The organism is Streptomyces galbus (genome assembly GCF_005280195.1).
GTDB classification, from domain to species: Bacteria; Actinomycetota; Actinomycetes; order Streptomycetales; family Streptomycetaceae; genus Streptomyces; species Streptomyces galbus.
The window spans coordinates 385,332-404,459 of the sequence record NZ_SZPR01000010.1; the positions used below are offsets into that span (position 1 = coordinate 385,332).

Annotated in this window: 16 protein-coding genes; 7 read left to right on the plus strand and 9 right to left on the minus strand. The window is 73.4% G+C overall.

The annotated features are described in order from the left end of the window. The first annotated feature begins 139 nt into the window (after nucleotides 1-139). Together E4U92_RS10045 and E4U92_RS10050 are read left to right on the plus strand one after the other, a co-directional pair. On the plus strand, nucleotides 140-2,653 hold the full coding sequence (locus E4U92_RS10045; protein ID WP_168373824.1) for a DEAD/DEAH box helicase: 2,514 nt from the start codon (nucleotides 140-142) through the stop codon (nucleotides 2,651-2,653). 79 nt (nucleotides 2,654-2,732) lie between these two features. Continuing rightward, nucleotides 2,733-3,599 carry an acyl-CoA thioesterase gene (locus tag E4U92_RS10050; protein WP_137299956.1) on the plus strand — a complete coding sequence of 289 codons (867 nt, stop codon included), beginning with the start codon at nucleotides 2,733-2,735 and terminating at the stop codon, nucleotides 3,597-3,599. A gap of 1 nt (nucleotide 3,600) precedes the next feature. Here the strand turns inward: E4U92_RS10050 and E4U92_RS10055 are convergent, their stop codons facing one another. Then, complete coding sequence (locus E4U92_RS10055) at nucleotides 3,601-4,500, minus strand: DUF6397 family protein (RefSeq protein WP_137299957.1); 900 nt, start codon at nucleotides 4,498-4,500, stop codon at nucleotides 3,601-3,603. 127 nt (nucleotides 4,501-4,627) lie between these two features. Beyond that, entirely contained in the window at nucleotides 4,628-5,041 is a 414-nt protein-coding gene (locus tag E4U92_RS10060) for a roadblock/LC7 domain-containing protein (protein ID WP_137299958.1), read from the minus strand. 527 nt (nucleotides 5,042-5,568) lie between these two features. On the opposite strand from E4U92_RS10060, the gene E4U92_RS10065 reads away from it, so the two are divergent. The 3 genes from E4U92_RS10065 to E4U92_RS10075 all read left to right on the plus strand — a co-directional run bounded on the left by E4U92_RS10065 (nucleotide 5,569) and on the right by E4U92_RS10075 (nucleotide 9,845). After that, complete coding sequence (locus E4U92_RS10065; RefSeq protein ID WP_137299959.1) at nucleotides 5,569-7,683, plus strand: MMPL family transporter; 2,115 nt, start codon at nucleotides 5,569-5,571, stop codon at nucleotides 7,681-7,683. A 174-nt stretch (nucleotides 7,684-7,857) separates the two neighbouring features. Next, nucleotides 7,858-9,168 (plus strand): sensor histidine kinase, encoded by a 1,311-nt coding sequence (locus tag E4U92_RS10070; protein ID WP_137299960.1) that lies wholly within the window; start codon nucleotides 7,858-7,860, stop codon nucleotides 9,166-9,168. After that, a complete protein-coding gene (locus tag E4U92_RS10075; RefSeq protein WP_137299961.1) occupies nucleotides 9,165-9,845 on the plus strand; it encodes a response regulator in 681 nt (226 codons plus the stop codon). The genes E4U92_RS10070 and E4U92_RS10075 overlap by 4 nt, the downstream gene beginning before the upstream one ends. A 55-nt stretch (nucleotides 9,846-9,900) precedes the next feature. On the opposite strand, the gene E4U92_RS10080 is transcribed toward E4U92_RS10075, so the two are convergent. Both E4U92_RS10080 and E4U92_RS37215 read right to left on the minus strand, forming a co-directional pair. Next, entirely contained in the window at nucleotides 9,901-10,392 is a 492-nt protein-coding gene (locus tag E4U92_RS10080) for a nucleotidyltransferase domain-containing protein (protein WP_174863795.1), read from the minus strand. A 153-nt stretch (nucleotides 10,393-10,545) separates the two neighbouring features. Beyond that, entirely contained in the window at nucleotides 10,546-12,063 is a 1,518-nt protein-coding gene (locus E4U92_RS37215) for an EamA family transporter (RefSeq protein WP_168725082.1), read from the minus strand. A 79-nt stretch (nucleotides 12,064-12,142) separates the two neighbouring features. On the opposite strand from E4U92_RS37215, the gene E4U92_RS10090 reads away from it, so the two are divergent. Beyond that, the gene (locus E4U92_RS10090; RefSeq protein WP_137300148.1) at nucleotides 12,143-13,024 is read left to right on the plus strand and encodes a LysR family transcriptional regulator; all 882 of its coding nucleotides are present in this window, start codon (nucleotides 12,143-12,145) and stop codon (nucleotides 13,022-13,024) included. A 74-nt stretch (nucleotides 13,025-13,098) separates the two neighbouring features. Here the strand turns inward: E4U92_RS10090 and E4U92_RS10095 are convergent, their stop codons facing one another. Then, nucleotides 13,099-14,358, minus strand: coding sequence for an MFS transporter (locus E4U92_RS10095; protein WP_137299964.1), 1,260 nt, complete (start codon nucleotides 14,356-14,358; stop codon nucleotides 13,099-13,101). Between the two features lie 89 nt (nucleotides 14,359-14,447). Between E4U92_RS10095 and E4U92_RS10100 the strand changes: the two genes are divergently transcribed. Beyond that, a complete protein-coding gene (locus E4U92_RS10100; protein WP_137299965.1) occupies nucleotides 14,448-14,945 on the plus strand; it encodes a winged helix-turn-helix transcriptional regulator in 498 nt (165 codons plus the stop codon). A 43-nt stretch (nucleotides 14,946-14,988) separates the two neighbouring features. Here the strand turns inward: E4U92_RS10100 and E4U92_RS10105 are convergent, their stop codons facing one another. The 4 genes from E4U92_RS10105 to E4U92_RS10120 are packed head-to-tail and all read right to left on the minus strand — an operon-like array spanning nucleotide 14,989 to nucleotide 19,098. After that, nucleotides 14,989-15,594, minus strand: coding sequence for a GTP-binding protein (locus E4U92_RS10105; protein ID WP_137299966.1), 606 nt, complete (start codon nucleotides 15,592-15,594; stop codon nucleotides 14,989-14,991). A 27-nt stretch (nucleotides 15,595-15,621) separates the two neighbouring features. Beyond that, a complete protein-coding gene (locus E4U92_RS10110) occupies nucleotides 15,622-16,029 on the minus strand; it encodes a DUF742 domain-containing protein (RefSeq protein WP_137299967.1) in 408 nt (135 codons plus the stop codon). A gap of 22 nt (nucleotides 16,030-16,051) precedes the next feature. After that, nucleotides 16,052-16,489, minus strand: coding sequence for a roadblock/LC7 domain-containing protein (locus tag E4U92_RS10115; protein WP_137299968.1), 438 nt, complete (start codon nucleotides 16,487-16,489; stop codon nucleotides 16,052-16,054). After that, on the minus strand, nucleotides 16,486-19,098 hold the full coding sequence (locus E4U92_RS10120) for a sensor histidine kinase (RefSeq protein ID WP_137299969.1): 2,613 nt from the start codon (nucleotides 19,096-19,098) through the stop codon (nucleotides 16,486-16,488). Before E4U92_RS10120 ends, E4U92_RS10115 begins: the two co-directional genes overlap by 4 nt. Nucleotides 19,099-19,128 lie beyond the last annotated feature (30 nt).

The window sequence follows — 19,128 nt, forward strand, 5'->3', positions numbered from 1 at the left end:
CGTCCGCCCCATTCCTCGTGTGCCGCTGTCCAGTTGACCGGGTGCGATGACGCTCCGTCGGCGCCACAGCGTAACCGTCGCGATCTTCGGTCCGGCAGCCGATTCCCCCCTCGGGGGCCGGGGCAGGCAAGATGGGGACGTGACCCTCATCGATCAGCTCCCGCCGACCGCCGACCCCGACGCCCTGTACGAAGCCTTCGAGTCGTGGGCGCAGGAGCGCGGTCTGACCCTCTACTCCCACCAGGAGGAGGCGCTGATCGAGGTGGTCTCGGGGGCGAACGTGATCGTCTCGACGCCCACCGGGTCCGGCAAGAGCATGATCGCGGCGGGGGCGCACTTCGCGGCGCTGGCCCGCGACGAGGTGACCTTCTACACGGCGCCGATCAAGGCGCTGGTGTCGGAGAAGTTCTTCGAGCTGTGCAAGCTGTTCGGCACCGAGAACGTGGGCATGCTGACCGGTGACGCGTCCGTCAACGCCGACGCCCCGGTCATCTGCTGCACCGCCGAGGTGCTGGCGTCGATCGCGCTGCGCGACGGCAGGCGGGCGGACGTCGGCCAGGTCGTCATGGACGAGTTCCACTTCTACGCCGAGCCGGACCGCGGCTGGGCCTGGCAGATCCCGCTGCTGGAACTGCCGCAGGCGCAGTTCGTCCTGATGTCGGCCACGCTCGGTGACGTGTCCTTCTTCGAGAAGGACCTCACCCGCCGCACCGGCCGCCCTACGTCGGTGGTCCGCTCGGCGACCCGTCCCGTCCCGCTGTCCTACGCCTACCGGTACACGCCGCTCACCGAGACCCTCACCGACCTGCTGGAGACCAAGCAGGCCCCGGTGTACATCGTGCACTTCACCCAGGCGCAGGCCGTCGAGCGGGCGCAGGCGCTGATGAGCATCAACATGTGTTCGCGGGAGGAGAAGGAGAAGATCGCCGAGCTGATCGGCAACTTCCGCTTCACCACCTCCTTCGGCCGCAACCTCTCCCGCTACGTCCGGCACGGCATCGGCGTGCACCACGCCGGCATGCTGCCCAAGTACCGGCGGCTGGTGGAGAAGCTCGCGCAGGCCGGTCTGCTGAAGGTGATCTGCGGGACGGACACGCTCGGCGTCGGCGTCAACGTGCCCATCCGCACCGTGCTGTTCACGGCGCTCACCAAGTACGACGGCAACCGGGTGCGCACCCTGCGCGCGCGGGAGTTCCACCAGATCGCGGGGCGCGCCGGGCGGGCCGGGTTCGACACGGCGGGCTACGTCGTCGCGCAGGCACCGGAACACGTCATCGAGAACGAGAAGGCGCTCGCCAAGGCCGGCGACGACCCGAAGAAGCGCCGCAAGGTGGTCCGCAAGAAGGCCCCGGAAGGCTTCGTGGGCTGGACGGAGAACACCTTCGAGAAGCTGATCGAGTCGGAGCCGGAGCCGCTGACGTCGCGTTTCCGGGTCACGCACACCATGCTGCTCTCGGTGATCGCCCGGCCGGGCAACGCCTTCCAGGCGATGCGCCACCTGCTGGAGGACAACCACGAGCCGCGCAAGCAGCAGCTCCGCCACATCCGCCGGGCCATCGCGATCTACCGCTCGCTGCTGGACGGCGGCATCGTGGAGAAGCTCGACCAGCCCGACGCCGAGGGGCGCATCGTCCGTCTCACGGTCGACCTGCAGCAGGACTTCGCGCTGAACCAGCCGCTGTCCACCTTCGCGCTGGCCGCGTTCGAACTGCTGGACCCGGAGTCGCCGTCGTACGCACTGGACATGGTGTCGGTCGTGGAGTCGACCCTCGACGACCCGCGGCAGATCCTCGCCGCCCAGCAGAACAAGGCGCGCGGCGAGGCGGTGGCCGCGATGAAGGCGGACGGCGTCGAGTACGAGGAGCGCATGGAGCGCCTCCAGGACGTCACCTACCCCAAGCCCCTGGAGGAGCTGCTCTTCCACGCGTACAACACGTACCGCAAGAGCCACCCCTGGGTCGGCGACCATCCGCTGTCGCCGAAGTCCGTCATCCGTGACATGTACGAACGGGCGCTGACGTTCACCGAGTTGGTGTCGCACTACGAGCTGGCGCGCACCGAGGGCATCGTGCTGCGCTATCTCGCCAGCGCCTTCAAGGCCCTGGACCACACCATCCCCGACGACCTGAAGTCGGAGGACCTGCAGGACCTGATCGAGTGGCTGGGCGAGATGGTCCGCCAGGTCGACTCCAGCCTGCTGGACGAGTGGGAGCAGCTGGCCAATCCGGAGGTGATGACCGCCGAGGAGGCCCAGGAGAAGGCCGACGAGGTCAAGCCGGTCACCACCAACGCGCGGGCCTTCCGGGTGCTGGTGCGCAACGCGATGTTCCGCCGGGTGGAGCTCGCCGCCCTCGACCAGGTGGACGAGCTGGGCGGGATGGACGCCGAGTCCGGCTGGGACGCGGACGCCTGGGGCGAGGCGATGGACGCGTACTGGGACGAGTACGACGACCTGGGCACCGGCCCGAACGCCCGCGGTCCGAAGCTGCTCGTCATCGAGGAGGAGCCGCAGCGCCGCCTGTGGCGGGTCCGCCAGATCTTCGACGACCCGAACGGCGACCACGACTGGGGCATCAGCGCCGAGGTCGACCTCGACGCCTCCGACGCCGAAGGCCGCGCCGTGGTGCGGGTCACCGACGTCGGGCAGTTGTGAGCGCACCCCGCGCCACCGGCCCCCGGGGCGGGCGGCACAGCGGATCCCACCCCGTCGCGACCACAGGAGAAGCACACCCATGACGAATCCGGCCGAACGGCTGGTCGACCTGCTCGACCTGGAGCAGATCGAGGTCAACATCTTCCGCGGCCGCAGCCCCCACGAGTCGTTGCAGCGGGTCTTCGGCGGCCAGGTGGCGGGCCAGGCGCTGGTCGCGGCGGGCCGCACCACCGAGGGCGACCGGCCCGTGCACTCGCTGCACGCGTACTTCCTGCGGCCGGGCCGGCCGGGTGTGCCGATCGTGTACCAGGTCGAGCGGGTGCGCGACGGCCGGTCGTTCACGACGCGCCGGGTCACCGCGGTGCAGCAGGGGCGCACCATTTTCAATCTCACCGCCTCCTTCCACCGGCCCGAGGACGGGCCCTTCGAGCACCAGTTGCCGCCCGCCCGCAAGGTCCCGGACCCCGAATCGCTGCCGACCGTGGCGGACGAGGTCCGGGAGCACCTGGGCGCGCTGCCCGAGCAGTTCGAGCGGATGGCGCGCCGGCAGCCCTTCGACATCCGCTACGCCGACCGGCTGCGCTGGAGCCTGGAGGAGGTCGAGGGCGCCGAGCCGCGCAGCGCGGTGTGGATGCGGGCGGTCGGCCCGCTCGGCGACGACCCGCTGGTGCACACCTGCGCGCTCACCTACGCCAGCGACATGACGCTCCTGGACGCCGTCCGCCTGCCCGTCGAACCCCTGTGGGGGCCGCGGAACTTCGACATGGCGTCGCTGGACCACGCGATGTGGTTCCACCGGCCGTTCCGCGCGGACGAGTGGTTCCTGTACGACCAGGAGTCCCCGATCGCGACCGGCGGGCGGGGACTGGCCCGCGGCCGGATCTACGACGTCGAGGGGCGCCTGCTGGTGTCGGTCGTCCAGGAGGGCCTCTTCCGGGCCCTGTAGGTCACGCTCCGCCGCGCCGCAGCCAGCCCGGCAGCCGCAGCCGGGCGCGCTCGGGGGGCCGCTGGCCGGGCGGCCCGGTCGGGGAGGCGGACGCCGGGGCGGCCGTCGCGGGGCGGGGTGCGGGGCGGGGTGCGGGCCGCTCCTCGCGGGCTTCCGCCAGGGCCTGCGCCAGGTCGGACCGCAGCCAGGCGATCTCGTCCGGGTCGTCCGCCGTGGCGATCCGCTCGGCGAGCAGGGCGGCCGGCGAGCCCGGCGCCCCGTGACCGGGTGGTGGTGGCCGGAACCGGTCGAGGTGGGCGCGCTCGTAGGGGTCGGTGACGCCCTCCGCGATGTGCGCCGGGTCCAGCAGGGCGGCCAGGGCCCCGGCGCGCTGCCACGGGTCCTCGGCCTGCCGCAGCAGGAAGCCGAGGTGTCGTCCGCGCCAGTTGCGGGCCCGCAGGTCCAGGCCCGCCGCCAGGTGGCCGCGCAGCGTCTCGGGCGCGGGGCCGTGCAGCAGGCGCGCGTGTTCCGGGGCGGCGGCGAAGTCACGCAGTTCGTCGGCGAGGTAGCGCCAGACGACGGCGCGGTAGCGGTTGAGGTAGAAGGCCACCGGCACCACCAGGCCAGCCCGCGCGAAGCGGGTGAACCGGGTGGGTGCCACCTCCATCAGCTCGGCGGCCTCCCGGGTCCCGACGGTCCGGACGCTCTCCCGCAGCGCCTCGGGGAAGCCCGGCTCGGCGCGCAGCCGGTCCAGCTCGGCCCGGGGGACGCGGCGGCCCCCGCCGCCCTCGTCGGGCACGGTCCTGATCCGGCCGAGGCGGGCGGCGAGGTCCAGCTCGCCGCGCTTGAGGCCGAGTTCGCGGGCGGCCCGGCCGGGCGCGCAGGTCTCGGCCGGGGATGCGGTGACGGTGTGCGCGGACATGGTGGTCTCCCCCGTGGAGTGGCGGGCCCCGCGCTGTCCGCGGCGGCCTCGGGAAAAACCGTAGACCGATCCGCGCGACCTCGAAGGAGCCTGTGGACAACTCCGCGGGCCCCGAGGAAACCGCAGGTCAGGCTTCTGTCTCCGGGGACTGCTCCGGGCGTCGGGCGTCGACGGTGAGGTGCTCGCCGACCCGGTTGACGAGCAGGGTCATCTCGTAGGCGATCTGCCCGAAGTCGGCCTCGGCGCCGCTGAGGACGCACAGACAGCTCCCGGTGCCCGCGGCGGTGACGAACAGCACCGCGTCGTCGAACTCGACCAGCGTCTGGCGCACCTGGCCCGCCCCGAAGTGGCGCCCGGAGCCCTTCGCGAGGCTGTGCAGGCCCGAGGAGACGGCGGCGAGGTGCTCGGCGTCCTCACGGCGCAGTCCCGTGCTGGCGCCGGCGACCAGGCCGTCGTTGGACAGCACCAGGGCGTGCCGTACGTGGTCGACGCGCTCGGTCAGGTCGTCCAGGAGCCAGCCGAGTCCCTGCTTGTGAGCCATGGTGCGTTCTCCCCCAGTGCCGTTCCCCGTGTGCGTTCCCCGCGCGGTGTGTCCCGTGGCGCTCGGGCGGGACGTGCCAGCCAGCCTTCCCCACGACCGGGCGGCGGGCAAGGAGGATGGGGGCATGGCCCCGAAGATGACCGACACGGAATGGCGGGCGTTCGTCTCCGGGGGCGTCCCGCGGAGCAGTCACATGATCGACCCGGCAGGGTCGGCCTGATCGGGGAGCACGATCGCGCCGTTCCCCGCGCGCGCCCCTGAAAGCCCCTCAAGGCCCTCAGACCCTGCAGGCGAAGAACTGGCGCAGCCGCGTCTTTCAGGGGCGCAGGGAATTTGCGCGACCAGCCCCCACCCACCCGCAGGCGAACACGTACCCGCGGCTCCCCTTACTCCCGGGGGAGTAATCCGCACCCCCCGCCACCCCAGGCAGTACCCGCAGGCTCCCCCTGCCGTCCGACGCAAACCCCTGCCCGTGCCGGAAGGCTGACAGCTGAAACGGTAGTCGTCGTAGCGAGGGAGATCTGCTCATGACGGTCGGGAAGACACCCACGAAGGGCGTGGGACGCAGGCGGGCCGTGCCCTGGGCGCTGCTCGGGCTATGGGTGGCCGCGCTGGTGCTGGTCGGCCCGTTCGCGGCGAAGCTCGCCGACGTGCAGCACGACCGGGCCACCGACTACCTGCCCTCCAGCGCCGACTCGACGCAAGTGGCCCGGATACAGGACGCGCTGCCCGGGGGCGAGAGCACCGAGATGGTGATCGTGTATCACCGGGGCGGCGGGCTGAGCGCCGACGACCGGCGGGTGGCGGCCGGGCAGATCGAGGAGATCGCCGAAGCGCACGAGCTGGTCGGCGGGGCGCCCCAGGGGGTTCCGTCCGACGACGGGACGACCCTCATGTACCCCGTCGTCAGCAACGAGCCCGGGCACGACGAGAAGCTGCGGGACGCGCTCGTCGAGGACGTCCGGGGCGTCGCCCGCGGCCAGGACGGGCTGAGCGTCGAGGTGGGCGGCACCGCAGCGCTCGGCACCGACGCCGGGAAGGTCTACGACTCACTCGGCGGGCCACTGCTCTACACCACCGTCGCCGTCGTCGCCCTCCTGCTGATCCTGATCTACCGCAGCCCGGTGCTGTGGCTCGTGCCGCTGGTCGTCGCCGGCATCGCCGACTACCTGTCCATGGGGGTCGCGTACGGGCTCAACCAGGCCTTCGGTACCACCGTCACGGGCCAGAGCTCCGGCGTGATGACGATCCTCGTGTTCGGCGCGGGCACCGACTACGCCCTGCTCCTCGTCTCCCGCTACCGGGAGGAACTGCGGCGCATCGAGCACCCGTACGAGGCCATGGCCGCCGCCCTGCGCGGCTGCGGGCCCGCCGTGCTCGCCTCCTCCGGCACCGTCGCCGCTGGCCTGCTGTGCCTGCTCGCCGCCGATCTCAACAGCAGCCGCGGCATGGGCCCGCTCGGCACGGTCGGTGTGCTGTGCGCGCTGATCGCGATGCTGACCCTGCTCCCCGCCGTCCTCGTACTGCTCGGGCGGCGGGTCTTCTGGCCGCTCGTACCGGCCTACGGCAGCGAGCCCACACCGCGGCGGAGCCTCTTCGCCGCGATGGGCGACTCCGCCGGACGCAGGCCGCTGACCGTGCTCGCGACCGGAGCCGTCCTGCTCGGCGCACTCGCCCTCGGCACGCTCAACCTGCCGGGACCGGTCAAGCAGGAGGACTCCTTCGTCACCAAGCCGGAGTCCGTCACCGCCATGGAGACCCTCGCCCGGGCCTACCCCGAGCGCGGCACCCAGCCCATCGACGTGATCACCCCGGCGGACCGCGTCGACCGGACCCTCGCGACGATCCGGGACACCCGGGGAGTCGAGAGCGCCGAGAAGGGCCGCACCGCAGACGGCTGGGCCGAGATCTCCGTCATCGCGAAGGACACACCCCAGTCGCCGGGAGAGACCGCCACCATCAAGTCCCTGCGCGGCGAACTGAAGGGCTCGTACGTCGGCGGGGACAGCGCCGAGCAGATCGACCTGGAGGACGCCAACAGCCGGGACACGAAGATCGTCGTACCCCTGGTCCTCGTCTCGGTGCTGCTCATTCTGTTCGTTCTGCTGCGCAGTCTCGTCGCGCCGATCGTCCTGGTGACCGCCGTGGTCGCGGTCTGGGGCGCGGCCCTCGGGATCGGCGGGCTGGTCTTCGGGCCGGTCCTCGGCCTCGAGGGAACCGATCCGGGGCTCGGGCTGCTGTCCTTCGTGTTCCTCGTCGCCCTCGGCGTCGACTACGGCATCTTTCTCATGCACCGGATGCGGGAGGAGTCCCTGGCCGGCGCGGAACCGGCCGCCGCCGCGCTCACCGCCCTGCGGAGCACAGGCGCCGTCATCGCCTCGGCCGGCCTGGTCCTCGCCGCGACTTTCGCCGTGCTGATGAACATGGGGCTCGTGCAACTCGTCGAACTCGGCTTCGTGATCGCCGTCGGCGTACTCCTCGACACCTTCCTCGTACGGACGTACCTGGTGACCAGCGCCAGCGTCGCCCTGCGCCGGAAGATGTGGTGGCCGGGCGGCCTCTCCCGCGAACCCGCGCCCGGCGCCGGGCCGTCCGAACCGACCGAGCCGCCTCGGCAGCCGGAACAGGTCGGCGCGCCCTGACCTACCGGGCTCACCTCACCACAGCCGACGGGCGCCCCTCCTGCCTCCTGCCGGAGGGGCGCCCCCATGACGGAAGATGGAGCCGTGCAAGATCGGGGAGCGACCTCAGCCGCAGGGGACTTGAGAACCACCGTCGTACGGGGTGACGCACGGCCCCGTCGGGTCGAGCGCGTCATGGCGGTCGTCAACCGGGATCCGCTCACCGCGCCGCACCGGACCCGCAACGACGCGTTCCTCACCGTGGGCGTCGCCGTGCTGGCCGTCGTCCTCGCGTTGCTCGTCGACGACGGACTCCCGCTCGGTCCGCGCGGCTGGGCCCTGCTGGCGGGCGCCCATGTGCCGCTCGTGTGGCGGCGCAGCCGTCCGCTGCTCGTGCTGTTCGCGGTGGCGGCCTGCGTCACCCCGTACCACGCCCTCGACTACAACCACGCCGTACCGATCCCCGCGACCCTCCTGGCGCTCTACACGGTCGCGGCGACCGGCACGGTACGCCGCTCGCTGCTCACCGCGGTCGTCGTCCTCGGCCCGACGCTGATCATCAACAGCTTCACCAACCCCGACGGGGCACTGGAGCTCCTGCGGATCTCCGGCTGGGTCATCGCGGTCCTGTTCTTCGGCGTCGACGCCCGTTTCTACCGCCAGTACGTCGCCTCCATCGTCGAGCGGGCCGAGCGGGCCGAACGGACCCGCGAGGAGGAGGCGCGCCGCCGGGTCGTCGAGGAGCGGCTGCGGATCGCCCGCGACCTGCACGACCTGCTCGCGCACAGCATCACCCTGATCGGTGTGCGGACGTCCGTGGCGGCCCACGTCCTCACCACGGATCCGGACCGGCTCGACCGCAAGGCCGTCGCCCAGGCGCTCGACGACATCGCGGAGACCTGCCGGACGACCCGGGGCGAGTTGCGTACGACGCTGGAGGTGCTGCGGGCGAACGAGGTGAGCGTGAGTGCCGGAGGGGAGCGGGAGTGGGCGGCCGCACCCGGCTCCGGACCGAGTTCGGGTTCCGGGCTCGGCTCCCCGGACGGGCGGGGTCCGCTGCCCGGGCTCGACGGGCTGGGCGCGCTCGCGGAGGCGGCCAGGGTGGCCGGGGCCACGGTCGAACTCTCCGTCCACGCGGACGGCGTACCGCCCTCGGTGGGCGCCGCCGCCTACCGGATCGTGCAGGAGGCGCTCACCAACGCCGTACGCCACGGGGGCCGCGACGACCTGACCGTCCGGGTGGGACTGCGGGCGGCGGAAGGGACCCTGCGGGTGACCGTCGCCGACGACGGGGCGGGGCAGGGGACGGGCCACGGGGTGAGCAGCGCGGTGCGCAACGGGGTGGGGCACGGACAGGGAGCCGTCGGCGGCACGCCCGGGTTCGGGCTCCTCGGGATGCGTGAGCGGGCCCGTAGCGTGGGCGGCACACTGGACGCCGGACCGGGCCCCACCGTGGGCTTCGAAGTGACCGCCGAGCTGCCGCTGCCCCGGGAGGAGCCCTCGTGACGGCCCCGACGCCGATCCGCGTCCTGCTCGCCGACGACCAGACCCTCGTACGGGCCTCCTTCGCGATGCTCGTCGCGTCCGCCGGGGACATGGAGGTGGTCGCCGAGGCGGGCACCGGGCGGCAGGCCGTGGACCTCGCCCGTTCCGCGAGGGCCGACCTCGTCGTGATGGACGTCCGCATGCCCGACCTGGACGGCATCGAGGCGACCCGGCTCATCGCCGCCGACGAGGACTTGGCGGGCGTGAAGGTACTCGTCCTGACGACCTACGACACCGACGAGCACATCGTCGACGCGCTGCGGGCCGGGGCGTCCGGCTTCCTGGTGAAGGACATCCGGCCGGCCGAACTCCTCGACGCCATCCGGACCGTGGCCGCCGGGGACTCCCTGCTCTCGCCAGGACCCACCTCGCGGCTCATCGCCCGATTCCTGCGCGCCCCCGACACGTTGATGTCAGCGCTGGGCGGCCCGGACGGGCTGTCCGAGCGGGAGCGGCAGGTGCTCACCCTGGTCGCGCGCGGGTTCAACAACACAGAGATCGCCGAGGCGCTGGGGCTCAGCCCGCTCACCGCGAAGACCCATGTCAGCCGGATCATGGGCAAGTTGGGGGCACGTGACCGGGCGCAGCTGGTGATAGTGGCGTACGAGTCGGGGCTCGTGACACCCGGGGCGGTCTGAGCGCCGCCGCCAAGTCCCGTGCCCCCTGGGAGGGGTCTCTGCCCTCCCCTGCTGATCAGAAGTGCGTCGCGATGCCGAAGGTGCGGCGGAGTTGGGCCATGTCGTGGCGATCGCGTTCCTGGGGCTCGTAGCCCTGGTGGAAGTAGACCTGCTGTTCGGCGGACAAACACGGGACAGGCGTCCCTAGGATGATGCCCGTCACCAAGCATGAGGACGGGTAGGGGAAGAATTGTCCGGGTTCGGGTGACGCCTGGACCGCTGAGCCGTCGTCGGTGAAGACGAGCGGGTGGAGGTCGATCTCTCGGCCGTCCGGCGCCGCCATGACGAATCGGATCGGCCTGCAGTCGAGGGTTTCCGTGAAGCCGGCCGCACGGAGGGCCTGCACCACGACGTCTTCCTGGTCATGCCGGTGCATGAGGTCCAGGTCGCGGTGGTCTCGCGTCTGTTCGCCGACCAGCGCGTCGATCCCCCATCCTCCACCGATCCAGACGTCCGCGTCCACTCGTCGCAGCACGGCCAGGACGGACAACACGTCTTCATCTGTCATCACCTGACGCAGGCTAGAAGCGTCCGCCCAGGGCCGCGAACCGTTTTCTGACGGGCCTTTGCCGCGGGGCGGGCCGGCGTGCACAGCACCACCACACCTGCCCCGGCGCTCGGGGGCCGTTTGCAGCACGCCCTCCCCCTCCCGGGGCGCGGATCAGTCCGCCCGCACGGTGATGTGACGGTCCGCTCCCGGGTTCTCCAGTTCGTCGACTATCGCCACGGCCAGGTCCTGGGCGCTGATCCATGAGCTGCCGTCGGGTGCGGTGAGCAGGGTGTCGGTGCCTCGGTGGTAGCGGCCGGTACGGGTGCCTGGTTCGAGCCGGGCGGGCGGGCTCAGGTACACCCAGTCGGCAGAGTGAGAGCGGCAGGTGTCCAGTTGGGCGATCCCGGCGGCTGCCACGGCCCGGTACTCGGCGGGGACGTAAGCGGGGTTCTCCGCGACGAGCCGGTCCCGCTCGCCAGGGCTGCGGAGCGCTCCCGCGCCGCCGACCACGAGGACGCGCGCCCCGCTGTCCGCGGCGGCGTCCAGCACCGTGCGGGTCGTACCGGTGAGGAACGCGGGGTCGGCCGGTTCGGTCCGTACGGCCAGGACGACGGCGTCGGAGCCGGCCAGCGCCTCGCGCACGGCGGAGGCGTCCCTGGCGTCGACCGCGATCGGTGTGACGCCCGGGTCGTTGCCCGTGGGTTCGCGGGACAGGGCGCGTACGAGGTGTCCGCGCGAGCGGGCCTCGTCGAGCACCCGGCTCCCGACCGTCCCGGTGGCGCCGAGCACGGCGATCGTCATGCGGGTCGTCGTCATCGTGGGTTTTCTCCCGACATCGAGTTGGGCCGCGAGCATGGCGGCCAGGGCGAGGACGAAACCGGTGGTCTGCGGCCAGGTCAGCGACTCGCCGAGCGCGATCCCGACGACGGTCGCGACCAGGGGCGACAGCAGGACCAGCGGGGCGGACGCGCCGACCGGGAGCCGGCCGATCCCGCGGAGCCACACCGTGTAGGCGATGAGTCCGCCCATGCTGCCCAGCCACAGATAGCCGCCGGCCGCACCGGTGTCGATCCGCTCCGGCACCCCCTCGACGGCGAAGGTGAGCGGGAGCAGCAGCAGTCCGCCGGCCGTGAGCTGCCAGCCGGCGAGGGCGAGCGGCCCGGTCCCGGCGGGGCGGCCCCAGCGCTTGGTGAGGACGACACCGCCGGCCATCCCGGCCGTACCGCCGAGGCCGGCGAGCACCCCGACGGCGTCCAGCCGGGCCTGCGGGCCGAGCACGACGAGGGCGACGCCGAGCACGCCGAGCACGCCCCAGGTCCAGCGCCAGGGCGTCGGGCGGTCGTGCAGCACGGCGATGGCGAGAGCGGCGACCAGCAGCGGCTGGGCGGCGCCCAGGGTGGCGGCGACACCTCCGGGCAGCCGCTCGGCCGCGACGAACAGCAGCGGGAACAGGGCGCCGATGTTGAGCACGCCGAGGACGGCGGCCTTCCACCACCACTCGCCCCGCGGGAGGGTACGGGTGAGCGCCAGCCCGGCCAGTCCGGCGGGCAGGGCGCGCATCAGCCCGGCGAACAGGGGGTGTCCGGGCGGCAGGAGCTCCGTGGTGACGGCGTAGGTGGTGCCCCAGCACGCGGGGGCGATCGCGGTGAGGGCGACGGTCGCCGCCCGCCGCGTCGGCGAGGAATCCATGCCGGGAAGTCTGGCCGGACGCTTTTCATGCGTCCAACGCATGGTTGCCACAGCAGTCATGAACGATGACCATGCACCGGTGGACCTCCAGCAGATGCGTTATGCCGTCGCCGTCGCCGACACCCGCAACTTCACCCGGGCCGCGGAGCGCTGCTTCGTGGTGCAGTCGTCCCTCAGTCACCGCATCGCGGCACTGGAACGGGAGGTGGGCGCGCGGCTTTTCGCCCGCTCCAGCCGTCGCGTCGAACTCACGGGCGCCGGGGCCGCGTTCGTCGCCGCCGCACGCGAGTGCCTGGCCGCCGCGGACCGCGCGGTCGCCGACGCCTGCGCCGCCAACGGGGTGGTACGGGGTCGGCTCGCCGTGGGCGTGATCGTCACCACGGCCGCCGTCGACGTGCCCGAACTCCTGCGGCGCTACCGGGACCGGCACCCGGACGTCCGGGTCGGCCTGCGCTCCGGCCGCAGTGACGAACTGGCCGCGGCGATCCGCGCCGGGGACCTGGACATCGCCTTCCTCGGCATGCCGCAGGACGAGCGGCCCACCGGGGTGGAGACGGTCGTCCTCGACCGTGACGAGCACGTCCTGGTCGTGCCGGCCGGGCACCGCCTCGCGGGCGCCGAGCGGGTCGCCCTCTCCGACATCGCCGAGGAGACGTTCGTGGACTTCATCGCGGGCACGCCCGCCCGGGCGCAGTCGGACCGGGCCTTCGCGGCCGCCGGGTTGGCCCGTGACGTGGCGTACGAGGCCGGCGTGGTGGAGATGATCACCGGGCTGATCACGTACGGCCTCGGTGTGGCGTTGCTGCCGTCGGCGTACATCGGGCCGCTGGCCGCTCGCGACCCGCAGCTCGTGCTGGTGCCGGTGGTGGACGGCCCGCGCCGGGTGGAGTATCTGGCGTGGAGCAGCTTCAACCCGAGCCCGGCGACCCGGGCGATGCTCGACGTGCTCGGGGTCAGGTGAAGAACAGTGTGTCGGTGCGAGTCCGCTGGGAGCCGGCTGCAGGCGCGCCACGGCACTGTCGAAGCGTGATGGCGTCAGGGACGGGCGTCAGGTCGGAGGCGAGGTGGAAGAGCGTCGTCGCTCCGCCGTTCCTCGCCGCGGTGCCCGTCCGTGGTTCCGGCGCCGTGCCTCGGGGAGGCGGCGGGCCGGCGGGCGTCGGTCGCCCAGACGATCAGCGCGCAGGTCGCGAACGCGGCCCCGAGGAGGCTGGAGGCGCCCCACCCGTGGGAGGAGAGGACGGAGGTGGTGGCGGCAGCGCCGAGGGCGGAGCCGAGGGAGTAGAAGACCATGTGGCCACCGATGACGCTGCTGGTGCGCTCCGGGTGCGCGGTGGTGAGCACGTGCTGGTTGCTCACGTGCACGACCTGGACCGCGAAGTCCAGGGCCACGATGCCGACGGCGAGCAGCCACAGAGACCAGGACAACTGAGCGGTGGCGGTCCAGGAGACGATGAGCAGTGCCAGGGCGAGGCCGCTGACCCGGACCGCCCGTCCGGCGTCCGCCCAGCGTCCGGAGCGTGCCGCGCCGAGCGCGCCGGCCAGTCCGGCGATGCCGAAGAGTCCGATCTGGCTCTCGCTCAGGTGCCAGGGCGCGTCCGCCAGCGCCAGGGACAGGCCGCTCCACAGGGTGCCGAACGAGGCGAACAGGAAGAACGCGATGAGGCCACGCGTCAGGAAGAGCCGCTCCCCGAAGAGGCCGCCGAGCGAGACGAGGGCTTGCCGGTAGCCGGCGGGCCGGCGGGTGTCGCCCTCGGGGGGCAGGGCGCGCAGGACGAGAGCCGCGAGGACGAGAGCGAGCGCGCCGAGCACGACGTACATGCTGCGCCAGCCCCACGCCTGCGCGAGCACGCCGGTGACGAACCGTGCGCCCAGGATGCCCACCACCACGCCGGAGGTCACGACACCGATGGTGCGTCCGCGCTCGGCGGGCGGTGAGACCGTCGCGGCGTAGGCCACCGTGGTCTGGACGACGACGGCGAACATGCCGGCGAGGGCGAGCCCGGCGAAGGCCGTCCAGGCGGCCGGGGCCGCGGCCGTCACGAAGAGTCCCGCCGCGGTGACGGTCATGTGCACCGCGATCAGCCGGCGCCTGTCGGCGACCACGTCGCCGAGCGGCACGAGCAGCACCAGGCCGACCAGGTAGCCGAACTGGCCGGTGGAGACGATCCACCCGGCGTGCTCCGCTGACACCCCGAGGCTGTCCCCCATCGGCGGCAGCACCGTCTGCGCGGAGTAGATGCTCGCCACCGCGACACCGCACACGGTCGCGAGGAGCAACCGTCGCCAGACGTCCATGCGCACGCTCCACCGAAATAAGTAGCAAAATGAAACCGTTGCGACGGTAGGGCAGAATGGTCTCGATCCGCAACTCATCGGGAGGTGTCATGCCGAGCACTTCCACCGGTCCGCCGAGCGCCGCCTGGACCGATCCCGACTGCCCGGTGGCCCGCACGCTCGACCTGGTCGGCGACCGGTGGAGCCTCCTGGTCGTACGGGACGCGATGGACGGGGCGCGGTCCTTCACCGAGTTCCAGCGACGGACCGGCATCGCGCGCAACATCCTCACCGACCGCCTGCGCAAGCTCACCGACCACGGGATCCTGACCCAGCGGACCGCTCCATCGGGCCGCCGTCGGCAGTACGTGCTCACCGACGCGGGCCGCGCCCTCTTCCCCGTCCTGCTCGCCCTCCGCCAGTGGGGGGAGCGCCACGCCTTCGCGCCCGGCGAACCGCACTCCACCCTGGTCGACCGGCACGGCGCACGCGTGCCGGAACTGAAGCCGGCCGGCACCGACGGCGCCTTGCTGGACGCCGACACCACCCACGTCGAGTCCGCCGCGTCCACCGAGAAGGTGCCGGCGCAGCAGGCCGTCGCGGACTGACGGCCTGCTGCGCCGGTGCGCACGCCCGCGGCACCGCCCGCGCTCAGCCCACCGAGTCGAGCAGCCGGGCGGTGTGCATCCGCCCGGCGTACTCCACGAGCCGGATCAGAACCTCCTTGCCCGAGTCCCGGTCGCGTGCGTCGCACAGCACCACGGGGGTCCCGTTGTCGAGGTCGAGGGCGCGCGAGACGTCCGGGACGCCGTACGTCCGCGCGCCCGTGAAGCAGTTGACGGCCACCACGAACGGGATGTGGCGGTGCTCGAAGTAGTCGACCGCGGGGAAGCAGTCCTCCAGGCGCCGCGTGTCGGCGAGGACCACGGCACCCAGGGCGCCCTGCGACAACTCGTCCCACAGGAACCAGAACCGGTCCTGGCCGGGCGTGCCGAACAGGTACAGCGAGAGGCCGGATCGGATGGTGATGCGGCCGAAGTCCATGGCGACCGTCGTGGTGACCTTGTGGTCCACTCCGTCGGTGTCGTCGACCGACTGGCCCGCCTCGCTGAGCAGTTCCTCGGTCCGCAGCGGCCTGATCTCGCTGACGGCGCCCACCAGGGTGGTCTTGCCGACGCCGAATCCCCCGGCGACCAGGATCTTCAACGCCAGGGGGGCCGTCTCGCCGCCTGTCGTGTCGGCGTGCTCGGGGTCCATGGATCACTTCCCTCTTCCTCTGGGGCTCTACAGGGCCCGCAGCCCCGCGATCACCTCGCGCAGGATGCGTTCGTCGGGGAGCTGCGCGGGCGGGACGGGACGGCTGACGGTGACGCGGCCGAGTTCCAGCAGGTCGCCGAGGAGGACCCGGACGACGCCCACCGGCAGGTCCGCGCCGGCGGCGAGTTCGGCCACGGACTGCGTCTCCGCGCGGCACAGGTCGGCCAGCGCGCGGTGTTCGGGCCCGAGCGCGGGGTCGTCGGCCGGCGCGGCCGGGTCGAGGCTGACCAGCGCGATCAGGTCGAAGCGGACGCCGGCGGGTCCGGGCCGGGTGCGTCCGCCCGTCACGGCGTACGGGCGGACGAGGGGTCCGGCCTCGTGGTCGTACCACTGGCTGCCCGGTGCGTGCGGGGAGCCGGTCAGGTCCTCGGTCATCCGTGGGTGGCGCCTTCCGCTCTCATCCGGCGGCGGGCGGGCGCGAGCCGGCCCGTGGGGGCGTGTACAGGTGCTCCCCCACGCGTTTGACGAGCCGCGCCATCTCGTACGCCACCAGGCCGATGTCGGCCGTGACGGCGGTGAGGAGGGCCAGGCAGGAGCCGTCGCCCGCGGCGGCCACGAAGAGGAAGGCGTCGTCCATCTCGACCATGGTCTGGCGGACGCCCCCGGCGCCGAAGTGCCGTCCGGCCCCCTTGGCGAGGCTGTGGAAACCGGACGCCACCGCGGCCAGGTGCTCGGCGTCCTCGCGGGTCAGGCCGTCGGAGGCGCCCACGGCGAGGCCGTCGTTGGACAGCACCACGGCGTGCCGTACCTCGCGCACACGCATCACCAGGTCGTCCAGCAGCCAGTCGAGTTCACCGGAGCGCTGGGACATCCTCGTGCCCGGGTCCTGGATCATGCGGGGTCTCCTTCACTGTCACGGCCCGGTGCGGGCTCGGGGGTGGCACCACGGCCGGGTCGTCTGCCGCCGCCGCGTGCCCAGCCGTCCCGGTAGGCGGCCATACGGTCCCGTACGACCTCGGGGGTACGGGCCCCGTCCTCGCGCGCGGGGTCCCGTCCCGCGGGGTCCTCGGCGGGTGCGCGGCGCAGTTGGGGGGCGAGGCTCGCCTGGCGGACCCGGCGCGGCAGGCCGTCCGTGCCGTCGGCGTCGGTCCGGGAGCGGTGCGGGTGCAGGGGGGTGACCCCGGGGGACGACGGGTCGCCGCCGGCGGGACCGTGGGCGTCCTCGCGCGCGGGGGCGACGAGGGCCGGCCGGTCGGTGGGCGCCGGGACGGTGCCCTGTCGGGCGGCTCCTCTGCGACGGGTGAACTCCTCGTGGCCCACGGCCTGCTCGCGGTCGTCTTCAGCGGGTACGCGCGCGTACGTGTCCGGCGCGTGCCGCCCTGCCATCGCGCTTCGCCCTGCCGTCGCGCCCTGCCCTGCGCTCGCCCGCTCCGGGCGGGACCGCTGCGGCTCACCGCTGTGCAGCAGCGCGGTGGGCAGCAGGACGACGGCGGTGGTGCCGCCGTAGGGCGAGGTGCGCAGGTGGACCCTGATGCCGTGCCGGGAGGCGAGCCGGCTGACCACGAACAGGCCGAGCCGGTCGCTGTCGAACAGGTCGAGCGCCTCGGACTGGGCGATGCGCCGGTTGGCCTCCGCGAGGGTGTCCCGGCCCATGCCCAGCCCGCGGTCCTCGACCTCGACGGCGTAGCCGTTGCCGACGGGTTCCCCGGTGACGCGCACGCGCGTGTGCGGCGGCGAGAACTGCGCGGCGTTCTCGACCAGTTCGGCCAGCAGGTGGGTGACGTCGGCGACGGCGGCGCCGACCACGGCGGTCTCGGGGAGCCGGCGCACCTCCACGCGTGCGTAGTCCTCGACCTCGGACACGGCCGCGCGGACGACGTCGGTCAGCGGGACCGGCATGCGCCAGGCCCGGCCGGGTGCCGCTCCGGACAGGATGATCAAGCTTTCGGCGTGGCGGCGCATCCGGGTGGTGAGGTGGTCGAGCCGGAACAGGTCGCTGAGCTCGTCGGGGTCGTCGGAGCGGCGCTCCATGCTGTCCAGCAGGCTGAGCTGGCGGTGGACGAGGACCTGGCTGCGGCGCGCAAGGTTGACGAACACGCCGGAGATGCCGCTGGCGAGTTCGGCGCGTTCCACGGCGGCCCGCAGGGCGGCGCGGTGCACGGTGCCCAGGGCCTCGGCCACCTGCCCCGTCTCGTCCTCGGCGGGCGGCCCCGGCGGTGCCTCGGCGCGAATGTCGATCTCCTCGCCCGCGCGCAGTCTCCGCATCGCCTCGGGGAGTTTGCGGCGGGCGATCTCCAGGGCGCCGTTGCGCAGGCCGACGAGTTCGACGACCAGGCCGCGGCCGATGCGCACGGAGATGACGAGCGAGGCGGAGACGGCGAGCAGGCCGAGGAGCACGGCCACGCCGGCCGGGGTGAGCAGTCCGCGGGTGAACGGGTCGGCGCGGCGGGCGACCTCGCGCCCGGCGTCCGCCTCGATGGAGCGCATGCCGTGCTGCACACGTGCGTGCGCCCTGTCCCACGGGGCGTCGGGAACGGCGGCGAGGGCGCGCGCTCCCGGCCGTTCGGCGAGCACGCCGTCCTCGGCGGCGGCCACGGTGGCGTAGGCCGCACTGCCGGACAGGGTGCGCCAGGCGGTCCGTTCGGGGCCGCGCAGGTCGGTGACGGCGGACGCGGTGAGGGCGCGCCGGGTGTCGACGGCGCCGGTGAACAGGCGCAGGCGCTCACCGTCCAGGCGGCCGGCCGGTCGGGCGCCCGCGAGCACCGCGTCCTCCTGGGCGAGCGCCTCGCCCGCGCGGGAGAACTCGAGCAGCACGCGTGCGTCGGAGCCCAGTTCGGCGTCCTGGATGCCGCTCAGCGCGCCGCCCACCGCGAACGCCCGCGCGACGGTGGCGGAGTAACGGTCGTACACCGTCCGCCAGTCGGCGCGGCCGTCGAGGACCGCGGTGCGCAGGGGGCGCAGGTCCTCGGCGGCGGAGACGAACGCCTCGAGGCGCTGGGCTACCCCGGAGGGCAGTTCCTGGGCGTCGGCCACGGTGCCGTCGTCGCCGAGCCGCAGCGCGGCCACGGCCCGGTCGGTGTCCCGGGTGAGGCTCCCGAGGCCGGCGTCCTGCCCCGCGCGCGGGGTGGCGGCCCGGCGGACGGCGGCCTCCCGCTCGGCCTGGAGTGCGGCCACGGCGTCGGCGAGGGGGGCGCGCACCCCGGAGTCGACCCGCTGCAACTGCCGCAGCCGGGCGACGTCCTGGGCGGTGGTCACGGTGGCGTAGCCCCACAGCGCCAGCAGGGAGACGACGGGCACCATCAGCAGGCAGACGATCCGGGCGCGGACGGTGCGGGGGCGGATGCCCCGGCGTCGTGCGCGCGGGGCCGCGCGGCCGGAGGCGTCGCCGTCGGCCCAGGGCTCGTCCGGGGTCTCGTCGGCCGGTGGTCCGGCGTGCGCGCGGCGGCCGCGTGCCGCACGCGGCGGCTGCGCACCGGCTGTCGGGGTCCTACGGGGTGTACGCATGGCCTCCTCGCTGGGGCTGGGTGGGGCGAG